Source organism: Psychrobacter sp. M9-54-1 (assembly GCF_016613355.1).
Lineage (GTDB): Bacteria > Pseudomonadota > Gammaproteobacteria > Pseudomonadales > Moraxellaceae > Psychrobacter > Psychrobacter faecalis.
Genome location: NZ_JADGFW010000005.1, coordinates 276,615 through 295,890 on the forward strand (window position 1 = coordinate 276,615; position 19,276 = coordinate 295,890).

The following is a 19,276-nucleotide window of genomic DNA, read 5'->3' on the forward strand; positions in this document are numbered from 1 at the left end:
AAAAATGTCATAACTGGTTACGATTATTTCAAAAACACTCTTAGTAGATGGCGAAAAAAAGGCGTATAAGTATTACCGTTACTCCTTTCATGGAATTAGACTATGCATCCAGCCCTACTGTATCGGCTGTTAAATAGGTTCACGATTATTATTAGCGCTATTGGCGTTGGAATCGCCTTAGTCGATAGTGGTTTTACGCTCGCGACATGGCTACAGCATATTTTTCATATTTTTTACTTGATAATCATTCTACTGGGCTTTTCGACGACGGTATGGCGCTATATTCGCTCAAAATCGCACTTGTCGGTCAATAAGGTCGCAGTTTTTGACTTACTTACCAGTGTGGCTATTTTTGTGTTATTGGCATTTCACTTTATTGAGCTGGCGCGCTCAGGGCTGTCGATGCCGGTTGATGGTTTTATTGCCATTAAGGTTGCTGTTTTTGTTACTTTTATCCGTGAGATATCGGACAATAATTTCAACCTCAATCGTGCTTTTTTAAACCCGGGTCAGTTTTTTATCTTGAGTTTTTTATCCGTGGTACTGGTTGGAGCATTATTGCTGATGATGCCCAATGCCACTACAGAGCCGATATCTTTTGTCGATGCTCTGTTTACAGCTACCAGCGCGGTCTGTGTCACAGGACTGATTGTGGTAGACACAGCGACCCGTTTTACCACCTTTGGGCAGTGGATTATCATCGGACTGATTCAAATTGGAGGGTTGGGTATTCTGACCTTTGTGACCTATTTTAGTTACTTTTTCAAGGGCGGTGTCAGTTATGAGACGCAGCTGAGTATCAGTGAGATGAATGTGTCGCGCAGAGTGGGTGACATGGTTGCTACTCTTAAGTCTATTTTATATGTGACTTTTGGGGTTGAAGCACTAGCGGCTATTTTGATTTTTATAAGTATCTATGATTTGCCAGAGATGGATTTTTCTGAACGGCTGTTTTTTTCTATTTTCCATGCCATTTCTGCATTTTGTAATGCAGGCTTTTCAACATTCAGCGCAGGTTTATATGATGAGTCGCTGCGCTTTAACTATCCTTTGCAGCTTATTATTGGCACTACATTCTTATTTGGCGGCATGGGTTTTATCATTGTTGTCAATTTATTACGCTATCTGCGTCACCGCGCTCAGAGGGCGCTTTTTCAAAATGATCCGCGTTATGGTTATCAGCCGTGGCTGCTGAGCATCAATAGCCGTATTACTTTGATTACCTCGGGCGCTTTATTGTTGATTGGTCTGCTTGGGGTGATGTTGTTTGAGTACAATGGTATTTTGGCGGAGCATCAGGGTTTTTCCGCTAAGGTGATCACTGCACTATTTACGGCGGCTACACCGCGGACGGCAGGCTTTAATATTGCAGATATGGATGCGCTGGCGTTCCCAACTATTATGCTGACGATTTTTTTGATGTGGATTGGGGCGTCACCAAACTCTACGGGCGGTGGTATAAAAACCAGCACCTTTGCTATTGCGGTGTTAAACACGTTGAGCCTAGCGCGTGGTCAGTCTAAGGTTGAAGTGTTCCAACGCGAGATTGCTGATATCTCTATTCGCCGAGCATTCTCAATCATGTGGCTGTCGTTATTGGTCATAGGGCTTGGCATTACCTTGATAAGTTATCATCAGCCTGAGCTTGATTTGATTAAAGTGGTTTTTGAGTGTTTTTCCGCTTACAGTACCGTTGGTTTGAGTTTGAATCTGACCGCTGAGCTATCGACCTTTAACAAGCTGGTTGTCTCGGTAATTATGTTTGTTGGGCGGGTGGGCATGTTGACAATATTTATTGCCCTGCTAAAAAATAGGTATCAACCGAATTATCGATATCCCACTGAAGAGATAACGATTAACTAAGCCAGTATAAATGAGATATGCATTGGCAAACCATAAGGAGATTACTGCCTTTATGGTTGCATAAATAATAAGGAATATTATGAAGTATATTATTGCAGGTTTGGGAAGCTTTGGTTCTTCATTGGCGATAGCACTGACCAGCCAAGGGCATGAAGTAATTGCGATTGATGTCAGTATGCAAAAGGTGGAAGCGTATAAAGAAGCCATCACCCATACTGTCTGTATGGACGCCACCGATGAGTATACGGTTAATGGCCTGCCTATTAAGGATACGGACATCATGGTGGTAGCCATTGGAGAAAACGAGGGCGCTAATATTATGGCAACCGCGTTATTTAAAACGTTAAAAGCCAAACGCCTCTTTAGTCGTAGCATTAACCCGTTGCACGAAAAAGTACTACAGGCAATTGGGGTTGATGATATTTTTCATCCTGAAAAGGAATCGGCGATGCGCTGGGCAAAACGCCTATCGCTGCGTTATTACGTTGACTCGTTTAGCTTGACAGAGCACTTTAGTATTGTTGAGATTAGCATTCCAATCATGTTAGTGGGTAAGACGATTGCGGATTTGCAAATGGAGCAGAAATTTAATCTTAAGCTGCTAAGTACGATGCACTATGAGCAGTATGAAGACAGCTTTGGGCGTCTACAAAGAAAACCCAGTATTCAGGGCTTAGCGACCCCAGAGCAAGTGCTACAAGACAACGACGTACTGGTGGTGTATGGTGCTAATAAGCATATTAATAACTTTTTACGCAGTGTCGGGGTCAAAGTACACTAATCGATAAGGATAATGTTATGAATAAGTGCCGCCTATCCGTACTATGCCTTGCCAGTATGCTGTTATTCAGCGGCTGTGATGGGTCCAACCAAGACCCAAATGTCATGTTTTCAGAGAAGCATCAAGATCCCATTCAAGAGCTTGAGAAACACTCTAAGAAGGTGGATCGCAGCCAGTTCGCTTATAAACAAATGTTCTACGTGCCGATTTATTCAGATATTTATACCGATAGGGATAACCGTAAGGTTTTACTGTCAGCGACCTTAAGCGTGCGCAATACGACTTTAAAAAAATCGCTGTATATCAACAAAATAGATTATTACGGTACCAATGGTGAACTGGTCAAGTCGTATTTAAAAAGCCCAATTGAGCTGCCAGCTATGGCAACGTTAAATTATATCGTTGAAAAAGAAGAAGATAAAGGCGGTTCGGGCGCGAACTTCATTATTGAAATTGAAGGAATCGATGAGACCGTCAAACCTGTCATTGAAGCGGTGATGATCGGTAATTTTAGCAATAAAAGTTTTGCGTTTAGCACGCAGGGCACGCCCGTTGCGTATTGATAGACTCTTACGCTTTATTCATATGGATAATCCCAATTCAGGAGAGTTACCATGTTAAGTGTCACCCAAGAGTTGTCTTTACCAACTATCAAGACAGTATTGCTCACTACTGTATTGCTCAGTAGTGCGCCATTGATGACAGGCTGTGACTCGCAGCCTTCAAATTCGAATGATGACGTGACTGCTCAAACGGATAATATAGATAAGAATACGGCTAAGAGTGATGAAACTTCTACACATTCAACCTCTATAAACTCTCCGCCTATCAATGCTACTACGGATAAAGCAAAAGCTATCGAAACAAAAAATATATCCAATCATAAAGTTGTTAATCCCTCAGGGTACCAACAGCTTAGTTTTGGGCAGGTTATTACCCCTGAATTACTCAACGAGCTGGGACTGACCAAAGAAAAAACTGACAACGAGCAGTGCTATTACGTCAGTAATCCAACCTTAAACTATATGGATAAAGAGTATGGTAAACGCGCTTCTGTGCTGTATCAGATTATTGATGACAAAGTTGCTCTGATCACTATTCAGGATCCAAACATAGCGTTTTATACAGACATTCATGTTGGCGATGCAGTAGCAGAGGTGATGCAAGCGCATGATAATAAGCTGACTTATGAAGTCGATAAATACGCGGTTGATGGTGACTACTATAACTTGATTGCTAACGTTAACTTCAAGGTGATAAAAGAACCTGAGCTTGGAGAGTCTTTAAAAGCTGAAAATATGAAGCTTGATCGTAAAGAAGATAAATTACCTCTACAAATTGAATATCACATTAAGGGTGGTCAAACGCTTAACGAGCATAAAGTAAAGGCGACAGAGTGGACAGCAGACAAGCAAAGCCTATTAAAAGGTGAGGTAGAGAGTATCGATATTGGCACACCAGAAGCAATCTATTTAGTCGAAGGGTGTTCTTAAGAAGTACCTATAAATAGCAGCGTTAACTTTATTCTTATAAAAGTTAACGCTGCTGTTTTTTAGCCTTATATTTTTTGAGATTTGCATTGTAGATTAGCTTTTAGGAATATGCAGCTTATAACCAACTCCAATTTCAGTGAAGAAATAACTAGGTCTGGAAGGGTCGTCTTCTAGTTTTTGGCGTAAATTTGACATAAATATGCGCACATAGTGCTCTTGGTGGTTGTGACCTTTACCCCATACTTCATTTAGCAGTTGCTGATGCGTCATGACCTTTTCAGCATTTTTAATCAGTACGGTCAGTAGGCGATATTCAATCGGCGTTAAATGAATGTCTTCGCCATTTTTATTGACTTGCCGTTGTGCCAAATCAATACTGACATTGCCTAATACTAAGACAACCGGTGCCTCATAACCGGCTTGCCAGCGGCGCATCTGGGCGTTGACCCTAGCGATTAGCTCACCCATGCTAAAGGGTTTTACCAAATAATCATCGGCGCCTAAATTTAAAGCTTTGATTTTATCTTGCTCGTCACTGCGAGCTGACAGGACTAAAATGGGCAATGATGACCAAGTCCTAATATCTGAGATGACATCACAACCATCCGCATCTGGAAGACCTAAGTCTAATATCAATAGGTCTGGGCGGCGAGAGGCCGCTTCAATCAACCCGCGTTGCGAGCTATCGGCAGCGTAGACTTGATAGCCTTCTTGCTCCATCGCTGATTTGATAAAGCGGGCGATATGGGCTTCGTCTTCAATGATTAAGATGGTTTTCATAGTAGGGGATTTACTACTTATAGAGGAAGCTTGCGGCAGTAATGAAATAATAACTGCCTCAAGCTTCTAACAATGTTGAATAAACGTATTTTATGAGTTTTCTGAGCTGCTAGCTATATTTGTAGTTATGTTTGCAACTGTGCTGGTCTCTATCTGAGTCACATTTGATGTAAATTTATCACCAAATATAGCTAGATTTTCTAAAGGCTGCCACGGTAGCACTATAACAAATTGCGCACCGTGCGGTTGTATATTGCTCGCGCTTAGCGTGCCGCCTAAGTGCTGGACCAAATCTCTACTGAGCGCCAGCCCCAATCCGAGTCCTGTTGTATTGCTTTCACTATCACCGCGGGTAAAACGTTCAAATATTTGCGCTTCTATCCCTACTGGCAGCCCTTGACCGTTGTCGGTTACTGTTATTTGGTAGCTTTGCACGGTTTTATTATTTTGCAAAGCTTTATGATTTGGCAAATTTTGAGCAGTGTGCTGATTAGTGAGTGTTGCTTGAATGGTGATAGCTGCGTTGTCTGGAGTATAATTAATGGCATTGGTCAGCAGATTATTTAAAATCCGCGCCAAAATTAATTCATCGGTATAAATAAAATCGACAGCACTGGCTACGTCTATCTTGACTTGTCGATTCTGTAGATACGGTTCAAGTTGGCGTATATTACTACCGATAATCTCCTCCAAGCTTACCCATTGTTTGTTGAGTTTCATACCGCCGGATTGCAGCGCCACATAATCTAAGATATTGATGACCAAACGCTGAATGACATTGGCTTGCTGTTCGATATCGATAGCCAGCTGCTTGTGTTCAGCAGGTGCTAAATTTTGGCTAGCAAGACAAGCGGCCAATCCTGATAGCACGGTAATGGGTGTGCGAATATCGTGAGATAAGGCGGATAACAGCGAGCCGCGCAGACGTTCTGATTCAACCTTGATAAGGGCGTTTTGTGCGACTTTGGCGTAATAAACGCGCTCTAATGCCAAAGTAATTTGGGCAATCGCGACATCGAGGGTACGTTGTTGTTCTGGTTGATTAAAGTTATCGATGTCGGTTGGCATCAGTGCCAATACCGCCAGTACTTGACTTGAGGTTGCAAGCGCCCGATAGTGCATAGGATTGGCGGCCAGCGTATGTGTCGATAGACCCGCGCTTTCTTTATGATCAAACACCCATTGGGTCACATTCCAATTGAACTCTGAAGGAATACTCGATTCTGAGACGACTGTCAATTTACCGTCAGCATTGGGCATCGCTATAAGCGCTTTACTAGCAATATGTTTGGTCAGCCAAATAATGGCTTGGTTGATAATTTCTTCGTTTTTGCGTGCCGCACTGAGACTTTGTGCCAACTGACTCATAGAGATTGCTTGTTGCTCACGTCTACGGGCATTTTGCGCCTGAAAGCGCAGTCCAACCGCTAAGTTATTGATAATCAATGAGACGACAATCATCACCGCAAAGGTGACTAAGTACTGGACATCGCTGACACTAAAAGAAAGCTTAGGGTCCACAAAAAACAAGTCAAAGCTGATGACACTTAAGAGCGCTGCAAAGATACCAGGGGCGCGCCCAAAGCGAACCGAGATGAACACAATGACCAACAAGTACAGCATCACCACATTGGCTAAATCAAACCAGCGAGTGAGGGCGACTAGGCTGACGGTGACGAGCGTACAACCTAAAGCGGCCATCAGATAACCGATACGATTGTCTTTAGAGGCTAGGGTGGTCATATCCCAAGTAGGCAGTTGTCGCTTACTACGGGGACTTTTTGTCTGTTTAGCTTGATTGACGAGTATCAAGTCTAAATTGATATCCTGCTTTGAGATCTGTTTGGCCAATGATTGATTATAATAAAACCTAGAGTAATTCTGGCCGATAATAATACGACCAATATTAAATTGATGGGCGTAACTGACCAAGCCTTCAGCAACACTAATGGCGCTGATGATTTCTGTCTTGGCGCCTAACTCATCTGCTAAGCGCAATGCTTCTAACGTACTTTGCTTATTTTTGGATAGTTTATGGGCATTTCGCGGTGTTTCGACATAGATGACATACCACTGCGAGTGTAAGCGGCTGGCAAGTCTAGCGGCATGACGAATAAGGCGCTCGCTATGCGCGCGCGTACTGATGCCTACTAATAACTGATCGGTGGTATTCCAGATGGATGAAATACGCGATTGATTGCGGTAATCTCGCATATCGGCATCAACTAGGTCGGCAGTTCGGCGTAATGCTAGCTCACGTAGGGCAATCAGATTACCTTTTCGAAAGAAGTTTTCTGTCGCATGCTTGGCTTGGCTGGGGATATAGACCTTACCATCATGCAGCCGAGCCAATAGCTCATCGGCTGGCAGGTCGACCAATACCACCTCATTGGCCTGATCAAAGAACCAATCGGGAATGGTTTCTTGTACTACCACCCCTGTGATTTGATTCACCACATCATTCAGGCTTTCTAAATGCTGAACATTAACCGTGGTATAGACGCTGATACCTGCCTTTAATAACTCTTCAACGTCATGCCAGCGTTTTGGGTGCCTGGAGCCTGGGATATTGCTATGCGCCAGCTCGTCAACCAATAAAATATCTGGATGCCGCGCCAAAGCCCCATCAATATCAAACTCCGCCAAGGTTTGCTCTCGATACTCAACCTGACGTAACGGCAGTATTGTTAATCCGTCGAGCAGCGCTGCTGTCTCACTGCGGCCATGAGTTTCTACGATGCCGACTAAGACATCCAGTCCATGTGCTTGGTCTCGATGGGCGGCAGAGAGCATGTCATAGGTCTTGCCAACGCCTGCTGATGACCCAAAGAAGATTTTTAGTTTACCTCTGCTGCGCGTATTTTCTTGCTGCTTTATCTGCTGCAGTAAATCTTCTGGATTGGGTCTCTGCTCACTCATGCTGATGCTCACTGCTGATTAATGGGTTGACTCATTTAACGACTGTCATCTCATCTAAGGCTAAGTTGACCGCCAATACGTTCACGCGCGGTTCGCCGAACAGATTGAATTGTCGCGCTTCTGTATGCTCATCGATGGCTGTTTGGACTTGTTCGGCACTGATGCCACGTATACGCGCCACTCTGCTGACTTGCCATTCAGCTGCCGCCGGTGAGAGGTGCGGATCTAAACCACTGCCTGACATCGTGACCAAATCAAGAGGGATAGGCGCGGTGTTTTGTGGATCAGCGGCTTTTAGTCGTTGTACTTGTGCCTCGACACCAATCACTAATTCAGGATTTAAAGGTCCCAAATTACTCCCCGAAGATTGCGCGGCATCATAACCGTCTCCCGCTGCTGATGGACGCGTCCATAGATATTCTGGCCGATCAAAGCGCTGACCGATAAGCGCAGAGCCCACTAAGCTGCCATTGTGTAATACCAAGCTACCATTGGCTTTATCCGCCATGGTCACTTGGGCAACGCCGGTCATTAATAAGGGGTAGCATAAACCTAAAATAAGTGCCAAGGCTATAAATAATGATAGCGCAGGTTTGAGCATAGGCATACGGGCAGTACTATTGTCCAATATAGAATTGTCCGATGCAGAAAGGTTGTTTTCATCCGCCTGGTAGTATTTAGAGTCAATAGGAACAGATGGTATAGCGTTGTTAGATTGCACAGAGTTATTAAGTGGCGTAGATTTATTAGGTTGCATAGTCGTCATCCGTATCGTTGGTTATACCAAGTGCAAGGCATTAATGAGCATGTCGATTACTTTGATACCGACAAAGGGAAGAATGAGTCCACCCAAGCCGTATATCAGCAAGTTGCGGCGCAATAGATTGATGGCAGAATCAGGTCTATAAGTCACGCCGCGCAGCGCCAGTGGAATGAGAAACACAATAATCAATGCGTTAAAGATAATAGCCGATAAAATCGCGCTTTGAGGGCTGCCTAGTCGCATAATGTCCAATACCCCAAGCGCAGGGTAGGTGCTGGCAAAGGCGGCTGGAATAATGGCAAAGTACTTGGCGATATCGTTTGCTAAGCTAAATGTCGTCAGTGCGCCGCGAGTCATGAGCATCTGCTTGCCGGTTTGCACCACTTCAATCAGCTTGGTCGGATTTGAGTCCAAGTCGACCATGTTAGCGGCTTCTTTAGCCGCTTGAGTACCGCTATTCATAGCAACAGCCACATCTGCTTGCGCCAGTGCCGGTGCGTCATTGGTGCCATCGCCGGTCATGGCGACTAGCTTACCTTGACGCTGATAGCTGCGTATTCTCTCAAGCTTTTGCTCAGGGGTTGCCTCCGCCATAAAATCGTCGACGCCTGCTTCGGCAGCAATAGCTGCCGCCGTCAAAGGATTGTCGCCAGTAATCATCACGGTGGTAATGCCCATCTTGCGCAGCTCGGCAAAGCGCTCTTTTATGCCGGATTTGACCACGTCTTTAAGCTCGATGACGCCAAGCAACTGCTGGCTATCGGCGACCAGTAGCGGCGTACTGCCACGGCGCGCGACTTCCTCTACTTGTTGCTGTAGATTGGTGGGTAAGATGCCGCCTTGTGCTTCTACCCATTTTACGATGGCATCAAACGCCCCCTTACGGATATGGCGCTGATCAATATCGGTGCCACTCATGCGCGTTTGCGCGGTAAATTCGATGGTGTCAAACGGCTTTGCTTTCCATGTATTTTCATCAATATCAAAACGGCTTTGGGCAAGCTTGACGATACTGCGACCTTCTGGTGTCTCATCGGTCAATGAGCTGATCAGCGCCACTTCCGCAAGCTGACTTTCTGTCACCCCGTGTGCGGGTATAAATTGTGACGCTTGTCGATTGCCATAGGTAATCGTGCCAGTCTTATCAAGTAGCAAAACATCAACGTCGCCTGCCGCTTCTACCGCGCGCCCAGAGGTCGCGATGACATTGGCCTGCATCATCCGGCTCATGCCCGCCACGCCAATCGCTGACAATAGACCGCCAATCGTAGTCGGTATCAAGCAGACCAACAGCGCCACTAAGACCACAATCGATATCGGCTCGCCATTACCCGAAGACAGCACGGCAAACTGTGAAAAAGGCAATAAGGTCACACATACCAGCAAAAATATTAGCGTTAGCGCCACCAACAAAATCGTCAACGCTATCTCATTTGGCGTTTTAGTGCGTTTGGCGCCTTCTACCAAGGCAATCATACGATCCAAGAACCCTTGTCCAGGAGCTTGGGTAATACGTATCATTAACCAGTCAGATAACACCTTAGTGCCACCTGTCACCGCATTGAAATCGCCACCACTTTCACGAATCACCGGTGCAGACTCGCCGGTGATTGCCGATTCGTCAACGGAGGCTAGACCTTCTATGACTTCGCCGTCAGCAGGAATGATCTCGCCGGCATTGACCAAAACAATATCATCTTGCTTAAGCTCAGTTGCCTGAATCATGGTAGGTACAGAATGCCTGTCAGTGCCCGCAAGCCTGCGAGCTTGCACATCCTGACGCGCCTGTTTGAGACTGGCCGCTTGGGCTTTGCTACGTCCTTCGGCTAACGCTTCTGCAAAGTTTGCAAACAGTAGGGTAAACCATAGCCAAAAGGTAATGGATAGGGTAAAAACAATGCCAGCTTGCCCTTGAATCAACATCGTAATCGCTAAGATGCTGGTCAGTAGCGAGCCGATATAAACCACAAACATCACCGGATTGCGCCATTGCACTCTGGGATCAAGCTTAAGTAAAGCGTCTTTTAAGGCGGGCTTGATCAAAGCAGGATCAAGGAGGCCTTGCGCTGGTTTTTCGGGTAAGTTTGAATGATTGGGGTCTTGCTGAGACTGTAAATTTGCAGCCTGTGTATTAGGGTCTGATAAAACGCTCATGCTTTGTATTCCTCACGTAATCATAAAATGGGTCGATTCACTATTGGGTAGCGAGTCACGTTATTAGTAATAAATTAACTAACTAAATAACGACTCGTCTAATGCTTGCCTATACTTAATCGGCTAGCCTCCCAACATCCAAATCTGCTCTATGATGGGTCCGAGCGCTAAAGCAGGGACAAAGGTTAGGGCGCCAATCATCAGCACTGTGCCGACCAAAAGCCCGACAAATAATGGCGTGGTGGTTGGCAAGGTGCCGCTATTAACCTCTAATCTGGGTTTCTTGGCCAACGATCCTGCTAAAGCCAGTACTGGAATGATGACCCCAAAGCGACCAACCAACATCGCAAGCCCAAGCATAGAGTTATAAAACACAGAGTTGGCACCCAAGCCTGCAAAGGCAGAGCCATTATTATTGGCCGCCGAGCTAAAGGCATAGAGCACTTCACTAAAACCATGAGCACCAGGATTGAAGATACCGGCTTGCCCACTGGCCGTCATTACACTGATAGCGGTGCCTACTAGCACCATCGTTGGCGCGGCCAATAAGCCCAAAACCACCATTTTCATCTCAAACGGTTCGATTTTTTTGCCAAGATATTCGGGAGTACGCCCAATCATCAGCCCCGATATAAATACCGCCAAGATGGCAAATAGCAGCATACCGTAGAGACCTGCGCCCACACCGCCAAAGACCACTTCGCCCAATTGCATTTGCAACATGGTGCTCAGTCCACCGAGGGGCGTAAATGAATCATGCATGGCGTTGACCGCTCCGCACGAAGCGGCAGTGGTAATCGTGGCAAACAGTGACGTGGCAACAATGCCGAAACGTACTTCTTTGCCCTCCATGTTGCCGCTCACACTGGCATCGGTAAGGCCTTGAACTTGTGACGCCAACCAAGGGTTGCCGGCAAGCTCGCTGCTGACGGTCAAAGAATACATCGCTATAAACAAGACCGTCATAGCACTTAAGATTGCGATACCTTGTTTGAGGTTGCCGCTTATTTTGCCAAGACAAAAACAAAGCGACGTTGGGATAAGGAAAATAGCCAACATTTGGATAAAGTTAGAAAAGGGCGTGGGATTCTCAAACGGATGAGCGGAGTTGGCATTAAAAAACCCACCGCCGTTGGTACCGAGCATCTTAATCGCTTCTTGCGAGGCAACAGGCCCCAAAGCAATCGTTTGCGATTCACCTTGTAAGGTCTGCACGTCGGTATACATGGACAGCGTTTGTATGACGCCTTGGCTCATCAGTAGCACCGCTATAATTGCCGCTATCGGCAGCAAAATATAAAGATTACAGCGCCATAAATCTATCCAAGCATTACCCAAATGCGCGCTCTTTTTAAATACCAGACCACGCATTAAGGCAAAAGCCACCACGATACCGGTTGCCGCTGATAAGAAGTTTTGCAACGACATGCCCATCATTTGGGTCAGGTAGCTCATGCTACTTTCGCCGCCATAAGCCTGCCAATTGGTATTGGTGATAAAACTGATGGCGGTATTCATCGCCAAGTCCCACGTGACGCCTGACATATTGGCAGGGTTTAGCGGCAAGTGTCCTTGCACCAACTGCAAAACAAATAACCCCAATAGTCCAATGAGGTTAAACAGTACAATGGCGCCAGCGTACTGCTTCCAATTCATACCAAAAGCAGGCTTGCCCTTGGTATCTTGACCGATCATACCCAGCGTCGTAAAAATACGGGATTCAAGCCGAGAAACAGGGGCTTGCATCCTTTGCAGCAGGTAACCTGATAAAAAATATCCTAAAGTAAATAGAACGATTAGATAAATAACCAGCTGTGATAGCGCATATATTGTCATTAAAATGCCTCCGGTTTAATCAGTACATATAACAAATAGATGAATAAACCGAAGGCTAGAAACCCTGCAAAAACTTCCATGACACTCTCCAAAAACGCACAATGAACCATGAATAATGAAGATCAGTGATGGTTAGACTGATCTTTTATTACTTCTTTATTGCTTACTTATTAATAGCAACAGTATGCCGAGAGGGGTATAAAAGTGTTGTCAAGATAACGCGGTGGGGTATAAAGAAAGTATAAAGATGGGCAGTGTTAAAACGTAAGAAGAACAGAAAGCCTTAGTTTTTAAAGCATCGTTTAGATGTTTTTTAGAGTGCGGATATTGCTATAGGCTAGCAATATCTTTTTCGGAATTTAATAAAGTTAAGGCAAGCCTTTAAGGTTGTAGCTAGTAATCTTTTGCATCAGTATTAAAATTGAGTTATTGATAATATTTAGAGATTAAATGATATTTACATTCCCGTGTTGATAAAGTAATCGACGTCTAGAAAATGACAATCTAGCCTACGAGTGAAGTAATGAAAGCATCAGAACCAATAGCCCTCAAATCATTACTAATCAGCTTCTTTGGCCCTAGGCCGCCTACCAATATTTGCTCACCCACTTGGGCGTTACGTGCCCATATTGAGGCAGGCCCTTTAGGTTGATGCAAGGTCCTACATTGCTTAAAAGCTGGCCTTTAGACTGACTGATATTTGACGTTCAGGTCCCATCCAACAATTATTGCTATCGTAACAAGTACCGACATAGGTTTTATCAAACAGGTTGTTGATACTAGCGCCAACAGTGAGCATCGGATTGACTTGATAGCTGCCACCAATATCTACCAATGTCACACTTGGCAGCTCATCGGAATTTTGCTTATCAAGTTGCATGCCGTCTTCATAGCGAACCCCTGCATTGAGGGTAAGCTTATCTGTGGCGTAATAGTCTGCCCACAGTGTCGCTTTGTGCTTAGCGGTTTGTGCTGGGGTGTTACCTACCACGTCAGGATTGAATTCATCTTTGGTAATCTCAGCATCGGTATAGCTGTAGCTTGCAGCAATATCTACCCAATCACTTAGCATGTGGCTGCCTGAAACCTCGAAACCTTTAGAGGTAATTTCACCCGTTTGGGTTTGACTTCTATAACTGATCTCATCTGCCACCACCACGTTTTTTTGGGTGATATCAAACAACGCCAACGTTCCTTGTGTGGCGCGATCTGGGGACAGATATTTGATACCAACTTCTAACTGGTCAGCGGTGGTTGGCTCAAATGCCTTATTGGTAATGAAGTTGCTACCGACAACGGGCTGAAACGACTGTGAGTAGCTGGCATAAGGAGATAGGCCATTATCGAAGTCATATATGGCAGCAAGGCGACCACTGGTTTTTGAAGCGTCATTGTCAATCGTTTTGTTACTATAAACAGCACCTTTAGAGGCTTCGGTTTGCTCGGTAGTGCTGTCAAAATTGTCATGACGTAATCCTGCCACCACTGTCAAATCTTGCCACTGCATCTCATCTTGTACATAAAATCCCAGCTGGCTTTGTTCGATGTCTTGTTTCTGTCGATAAATATCTAATGGTAGTGTGCCAGCATTGATTTGTGAAAAATCGGGGTTGGACAAATCAAGGTTTGGGGTGCCATCTGCGCCAGCATCATAATAAGTGGCGCTACTGTCTGTTTCTTGATATTCCACACCGAATAATAAATTGTGCGAGATATTGGCGGTATCTAACTGATAAGCCAGCTGATTGTCTGTGGTCCAGTTGTTCATCTTTTCATCAGTGGTATAGGCCACACGATTTAAAATCTTGTCGCTACCCGTGATAAACCCTTCTTGATTGTACATATTGCGCTGCTGCGCTTCGGCATCGGTATAGCGTAGGATATGCTTAAAGGTTAATTTGTCATTGATAGCCCAGTTGACGGTCACACTTGGCATTAGTACTTCTTTGCTAAAATGATTCCACTCATCACCTGCGTAGGCATTACTATCTAGCTTGCCATAGCTGGCCTTGTAGACTGTCCCAGCAGCCGGCAGCGGGGTGGAAGGCACCATCTCTGGGTCGTCTTGATAAAAAAGATTGGCAAGAACGGAGACATCTTCTGTCGGTCGCCATTCAAGTGACGGATTAATTAAAGTGCGCTCTTCTTCTGTGGTCTGCATCTGACCCTCTTTTTTACGTTTTAATGCCACCAAGCGATAATTGAGCGTATCTGAGATAGGGCCGGTCGTATCGACTGCCATTTCTTTGAGATTCTGATTGCCAAGGCGCAACTGTACTTCAGACTCTTGGGTGCTTTTTGGCGTTTTGGCGACCTGATTGACCATGCCACCTGGAGCCGCGTAGCCATAAAGAGAGGATGCTGGGCCTTTTAACACTTCTACCGCTTCAGTCGCATAAATGTCTACTTGCGGCATCAGGTTCCAAGCGCCGTCATAGGGGAGGCGCAATCCATCATAAAAATTGGAATAAGTCTTAAAACCGCGAATGTTGTATTCATCAAAAATAGATACCGTACCGCGACTCTCGGTACTCACGCCGGGCTCATAACGCAAGGCCGCGTTGACACTGTCTGGTTGGCGTTTTTGTAATAGTTCTTGATTGATTCTCGTATAACTCATTGGGGCATCACTAGGGTCTAATGCAGTTTTAGTACCCGTACTACGGTAGCTGTCAGCGTAAATCGTGATGGTATCTAAGGTCGTCGCTGGTGTCGAACTAACCGTAGCAATATTCTCTTTTTTATTTTGGTCATTTTCAATACTATTTGCCGTTTCTTCAGCGTATGCAGCATGGCTAATACTCATTAATAAGCCAATCTTGACTGCCATTCTTAATTGTTTTTTTTGGGCAGATTCGGAACGTGAAAGAGACGGCATCGTATTTCCTTTCAGATAGAAGTAGTTGAGGGTTTTGAGTTAAAAGATGTGGATGCTAAATACGAAAATAATTATAACACTAATGATTATTATTATCATTAATAAATTACAATAGGATTGTTATAAAAGCCTTAAAGGCGGTCATTGGCGGCGCTTATAAAGGACAGATAAAGCATGAATGGGGCAAAATCATTACTGATAAAAATTGTAAAAATTATAAAAAGTTAAAAACAATCTCATATAAGGCCAATTATTTCCCATAATTCGCGATGTTTTAATGAGTTTTCTTGTATGATGCTGCCATCTTTAAAATCACGTTATTGGCTTAAAAGTATTTTGGGTCGAATCTGACAATCAGCTATTTTATATTACTATTGTCAATGCGTTGATAGACGTTAATTGAGCAGCCAAAGATGGGTAAAGGTCATATTTATGAGTAGAGACACACGTCAATCCCCTAACAATCAACGCTATTTTACAGTATGGAGATGGCATTTTTATGCAGGTATGTTTATTGCCCCTTTTTTGATTATTTTAGCGGGTACAGGACTTGGCATGCTGTTTATGTCCAATACAACAGGCCGAGATAATGACCGTCTAACGGTTACCCCTTCACAGTCTATGGTTCAAGCCCCAATTGCCAACCAGGCAAAAAACGCCCTCAAAACCTTACCAAATAGCACGCTGATTAAATATATCGCACCTCGTGATAACGAGACGGTGGCCTTGTTTCAAGTGATATCAGATGGGCATGACAATATGGTGGCGGTGAATCCGTACACCGCTGATATTGTTAAAATTACGCCCATTAATACGGGCTTGTACAATACCTTTGATAGTATTCATAGCGATTTGTTGTTAGGGAAGGTGGGTGACTTTATTCAAGAAGCCACCGCTTCATTAACTATTTTGATGATTTTAACGGGTTGGTACTTGTGGTGGCAAAAACGCAAATCTGTCAAAGCGATGTTGATTCCTAACGATACTACCCTAAAGAAAAAGCGATCATTTTTTCGTACTATTCACGCAACCTTAGGCGCTTGGGTATCCATTGTCTTGTTATTTTTTTGCATTTCAGGTATGGCTTGGGCAGGTATTTGGGGTGAGCGAATCGTGCAGGCATGGAGTCAATTTCCCGCTGGAAAATGGGGTGTGGCGCCTATGCCACTTTCGATTGACCATAGTCAGCATCATGCGGATATGAATAACGCTGATGCCACGCTGCACGTTCATGGAGCAACACCAACGCCTGCAGCAACCCATGGTCGTGTATTAAATACGGGCAGTACCAAAGAGGTACCTTGGGTGCTAGAACTGACGCCAATGCCGCTGTCAGGGACAACCAAAGGTGAGAACGGTATCGCGCCTAATATTCCTATCATGATTGATACGGTAGATAGGTTTGCGCGTGAGATTGGCTTTGCAGGACGTTATCAGCTGAATCTACCACAAGGCGCGACAGGCGTATGGACGATTAGCCAAGATTCTATGAGCTACGATATGAAAAGTCCAACGGCTGACCGTACGGTACATATCGACCGCTATTCGGGCAACATATTGGCTGATATCCGCTTTGAGGATTACAATGCTTTAGGCAAATTTATGGCAGCGGGTGCGGCTATTCATATGGGAACGCTGGGATTATGGAGCGTCTTAGCCAATGTGCTGTTTTGCTTATCTGTGATTGCTATTTGTGTGAGTGGTTATGTCATGTGGTGGCAACGTCGTCCTCGTAATACCAACGAAATCACTGGACTAAATCCACCAGCACGTGGACAAGATTTTTCCATATGGTGGCCATTTGCCATTCCATTGCTTGTTGTGGCTATTATATTCCCAGCAGCAATCATTGTAATTATGGCTATTGCGTTGTTGGATTTTTTGGTAATTTCTCGGGCGCACTTTGTACAAAAGCTATTGAAATAAACAACACCCTTAAATTTCTCCTGCTTGATATACGTGTTTCTTGACCATGGTTATGCTTTGGTATCAGATATTTTAGTGATATGATTTATCATCAATTACTCTAGCATAGCGATGGCGTCCGCACTGGCGCGCTGGCGTTCTTCTGCATTTAACTCAGTCAGTTTTCCTCCTTTCATCATCAGCAAGCGGTCAGCATGCTCAAAATAACCGTCGTCATGACTGATAATAAACAGCGTTTTGCCTATGGCTCTTAATTCAGGAATCAGCGCTTGATAAAATACTCGGCGAAAAGCAGGGTCTTGGTCAGCGGCCCATTCATCGAGCAGCAGAAAGTCCTTTTGTTCGGCGACAGCGAGCAGCATGGCCAAGCGTTTGCGTTGTCCTTGTGACAGCTTGTCGGTAGACAATCGATGGTCAGTTACCGTCACTTTATCTTGCAGGTTTAATTTATGCAGCCACTCAGTCACTAAAGACATATCAGGGTCACTGTCTTGACTGCCAATCAGTTGTTTAAAAAGATGTTGATCGCTAAAAATGGCAGAAAATAGCTGCCGATAATCAGCATTGTTATCCGAATCAATCATCTGTTTATCTACTTTCACAGCACCTGTCGTAGGCGTAAAAACACCAGTAATGATTTTTGCAAGGGTAGATTTACCGCTGCCATTAGAGCCTATCAAAAATACCACTTCGCCGCGCCTCAAGGTGAGATTGACATTTTTTAAAATGTCATCAGTAAGCGTCTCATTTTCAGATATACCTTGATAGCGATAGCTCACATTGTTCAGTGAGATGGTCTGCCAGTCATTTGCTGCCATATTGGTTAAAAACGCTGGCTGATAATCAGCAAGCGCCAACGTCTGTATTTTATCTAACGCGACTTGCGCCGTTTGTAAAGTGGGATAAGCGCCAACGGCTTGTAGCAGCGGCGATTGCATAAATAGAATGGTTAAAGAAAAAGTGGTGGCAACGCTCATGGGTATATTAAGATAGTTTGAGACCGCAAAGACGACGCCAATCGCTGCAAACATCATAATGTTCGACCAATTCACTGCTGATAAGTGAAAGGTATCCGCTTTAATAACACGCTCTTTATAGGACTGGGCGTGACTCAAAAACTCATTGGTATACAGCTTTTGCGCGCGGTGCTGATTAAGTGCAAGCTCTTTTCGCCCTTCGATAATAGATTGATAATCTTGATACAAAAGATCATTAATCTCCCTTAATTCTGTTAAATGCTTATAAACGTGCTTCACCAAAATGGTGCTTATCCAAATCGTCATTACAATCCAAACCATGATGATCAGCAATAATGGCAATGACAACCAACCCAAATATAAGGCAACCCCGCTAGATAAAATAATCCCCTGAACCAACTCTGGCATACGGACAAAGGCGACGGTAATCGATTGGATATCGGTAGACAAGCTGGCGAGTAGTTGGGCGTTTCCTAACTTGTCAATCTGCGGAACGTTAGTATCGATGATTTGTTTGACCAGCTTGGTTCTGAGCTCATACACAAATCTATGACCCAAGCGGGTTAGGGCATATTGTGATAAAAAAGTCGTGACCAATAGCAGAACCACTAACGCTGAAAAATAGCCTAAGCTCTGCCATGATAAGGTATTAAAAACAGGCTGACTGATAAAAGTATGATTAATATAAGCAATAATACCCACACTAACAGCGGCATTGACTAAGTTAAGTAAGATGACTTTGAAAAAAGGTAGCCGATAATGCGACCAGATCATATGATATAGAGAAGCTGTAGCGCGAGAGGACATATTGACTCAATAGTAAAATGAATTTTGCATATTTTTAGATAGCATAAAAGGGAGTAGGTGGTGCCTAATCCCTTTTGTTTAAATCTCATAACTGTTTTT

General features: G+C 44.4%; 13 protein-coding genes. 5 read left to right on the top strand and 8 right to left on the bottom strand.

Translation table 11 applies throughout. The features are described from left to right. Window positions 1-102 precede the first annotated feature (102 nt). From IQ457_RS03310 to IQ457_RS03325, 4 genes are all read left to right on the top strand, one after another. The gene (locus tag IQ457_RS03310) at window positions 103-1,863 is read left to right on the top strand and encodes a TrkH family potassium uptake protein (protein ID WP_200662063.1); all 1,761 of its coding nucleotides are present in this window, start codon (window positions 103-105) and stop codon (window positions 1,861-1,863) included. Between the two features lie 79 nt (window positions 1,864-1,942). After that, the gene (locus tag IQ457_RS03315; RefSeq protein WP_200662064.1) at window positions 1,943-2,644 is read left to right on the top strand and encodes a potassium channel family protein; all 702 of its coding nucleotides are present in this window, start codon (window positions 1,943-1,945) and stop codon (window positions 2,642-2,644) included. Window positions 2,645-2,661: 17 nt separating this feature from the next. Beyond that, window positions 2,662-3,207, top strand: coding sequence for a DUF3124 domain-containing protein (locus tag IQ457_RS03320; RefSeq protein WP_200662065.1), 546 nt, complete (start codon window positions 2,662-2,664; stop codon window positions 3,205-3,207). A gap of 51 nt (window positions 3,208-3,258) precedes the next feature. Beyond that, the gene (locus tag IQ457_RS03325) at window positions 3,259-4,137 is read left to right on the top strand and encodes a hypothetical protein (protein ID WP_200662066.1); all 879 of its coding nucleotides are present in this window, start codon (window positions 3,259-3,261) and stop codon (window positions 4,135-4,137) included. A 93-nt stretch (window positions 4,138-4,230) separates the two neighbouring features. On the opposite strand, the gene IQ457_RS03330 is transcribed toward IQ457_RS03325, so the two are convergent. From IQ457_RS03330 to IQ457_RS03365, 7 genes are all read right to left on the bottom strand, one after another. After that, window positions 4,231-4,917 (bottom strand): response regulator, encoded by a 687-nt coding sequence (locus IQ457_RS03330; protein WP_200662067.1) that lies wholly within the window; start codon window positions 4,915-4,917, stop codon window positions 4,231-4,233. Window positions 4,918-5,007: 90 nt separating this feature from the next. Then, window positions 5,008-7,836 (bottom strand): DUF4118 domain-containing protein, encoded by a 2,829-nt coding sequence (locus IQ457_RS03335; RefSeq protein ID WP_200662068.1) that lies wholly within the window; start codon window positions 7,834-7,836, stop codon window positions 5,008-5,010. Window positions 7,837-7,867: 31 nt separating this feature from the next. Further along, window positions 7,868-8,593 carry a potassium-transporting ATPase subunit KdpC gene (kdpC, locus tag IQ457_RS03340; RefSeq protein ID WP_200662069.1) on the bottom strand — a complete coding sequence of 242 codons (726 nt, stop codon included), beginning with the start codon at window positions 8,591-8,593 and terminating at the stop codon, window positions 7,868-7,870. 21 nt (window positions 8,594-8,614) lie between these two features. Then, complete coding sequence (gene kdpB, locus IQ457_RS03345; RefSeq protein WP_200662070.1) at window positions 8,615-10,753, bottom strand: potassium-transporting ATPase subunit KdpB; 2,139 nt, start codon at window positions 10,751-10,753, stop codon at window positions 8,615-8,617. A gap of 123 nt (window positions 10,754-10,876) precedes the next feature. Further along, window positions 10,877-12,589, bottom strand: a complete 1,713-nt coding sequence (kdpA, locus tag IQ457_RS03350; protein WP_200662071.1) for a potassium-transporting ATPase subunit KdpA — start codon at window positions 12,587-12,589, stop codon at window positions 10,877-10,879. Continuing rightward, the gene (kdpF, locus tag IQ457_RS13710) at window positions 12,589-12,699 is read right to left on the bottom strand and encodes a K(+)-transporting ATPase subunit F (protein WP_081501593.1); all 111 of its coding nucleotides are present in this window, start codon (window positions 12,697-12,699) and stop codon (window positions 12,589-12,591) included. Before kdpF ends, kdpA begins: the two co-directional genes overlap by 1 nt. 560 nt (window positions 12,700-13,259) lie before the next feature. Continuing rightward, window positions 13,260-15,467, bottom strand: coding sequence for a TonB-dependent siderophore receptor (locus tag IQ457_RS03365; RefSeq protein WP_200662072.1), 2,208 nt, complete (start codon window positions 15,465-15,467; stop codon window positions 13,260-13,262). A 432-nt stretch (window positions 15,468-15,899) separates the two neighbouring features. Here IQ457_RS03365 and IQ457_RS03370 point away from each other — a divergent pair, with 432 nt between their 5' ends. Further along, entirely contained in the window at window positions 15,900-17,393 is a 1,494-nt protein-coding gene (locus IQ457_RS03370; protein WP_200662073.1) for a PepSY-associated TM helix domain-containing protein, read from the top strand. Window positions 17,394-17,488: 95 nt separating this feature from the next. On the opposite strand, the gene IQ457_RS03375 is transcribed toward IQ457_RS03370, so the two are convergent. Continuing rightward, window positions 17,489-19,177 carry a multidrug ABC transporter permease/ATP-binding protein gene (locus tag IQ457_RS03375; RefSeq protein ID WP_200662074.1) on the bottom strand — a complete coding sequence of 563 codons (1,689 nt, stop codon included), beginning with the start codon at window positions 19,175-19,177 and terminating at the stop codon, window positions 17,489-17,491. Window positions 19,178-19,276: the final 99 nt, after the last annotated feature.

Coding starts and splice junctions, on each gene's coding strand:
- IQ457_RS03310 (WP_200662063.1), top strand. CDS start 103: ATGCATCCAGCCCTACTGTATCGGCTGTTAAATAGGTTCACGATTATT.
- IQ457_RS03315 (WP_200662064.1), top strand. CDS start 1,943: ATGAAGTATATTATTGCAGGTTTGGGAAGCTTTGGTTCTTCATTGGCG.
- IQ457_RS03320 (WP_200662065.1), top strand. CDS start 2,662: ATGAATAAGTGCCGCCTATCCGTACTATGCCTTGCCAGTATGCTGTTA.
- IQ457_RS03325 (WP_200662066.1), top strand. CDS start 3,259: ATGTTAAGTGTCACCCAAGAGTTGTCTTTACCAACTATCAAGACAGTA.
- IQ457_RS03330 (WP_200662067.1), bottom strand. CDS start 4,917: ATGAAAACCATCTTAATCATTGAAGACGAAGCCCATATCGCCCGCTTT.
- IQ457_RS03335 (WP_200662068.1), bottom strand. CDS start 7,836: ATGAGTGAGCAGAGACCCAATCCAGAAGATTTACTGCAGCAGATAAAG.
- kdpC (WP_200662069.1), bottom strand. CDS start 8,593: ATGCAACCTAATAAATCTACGCCACTTAATAACTCTGTGCAATCTAAC.
- kdpB (WP_200662070.1), bottom strand. CDS start 10,753: ATGAGCGTTTTATCAGACCCTAATACACAGGCTGCAAATTTACAGTCT.
- kdpA (WP_200662071.1), bottom strand. CDS start 12,589: ATGACAATATATGCGCTATCACAGCTGGTTATTTATCTAATCGTTCTA.
- kdpF (WP_081501593.1), bottom strand. CDS start 12,699: ATGGTTCATTGTGCGTTTTTGGAGAGTGTCATGGAAGTTTTTGCAGGG.
- IQ457_RS03365 (WP_200662072.1), bottom strand. CDS start 15,467: ATGCCGTCTCTTTCACGTTCCGAATCTGCCCAAAAAAAACAATTAAGA.
- IQ457_RS03370 (WP_200662073.1), top strand. CDS start 15,900: ATGAGTAGAGACACACGTCAATCCCCTAACAATCAACGCTATTTTACA.
- IQ457_RS03375 (WP_200662074.1), bottom strand. CDS start 19,177: ATGTCCTCTCGCGCTACAGCTTCTCTATATCATATGATCTGGTCGCAT.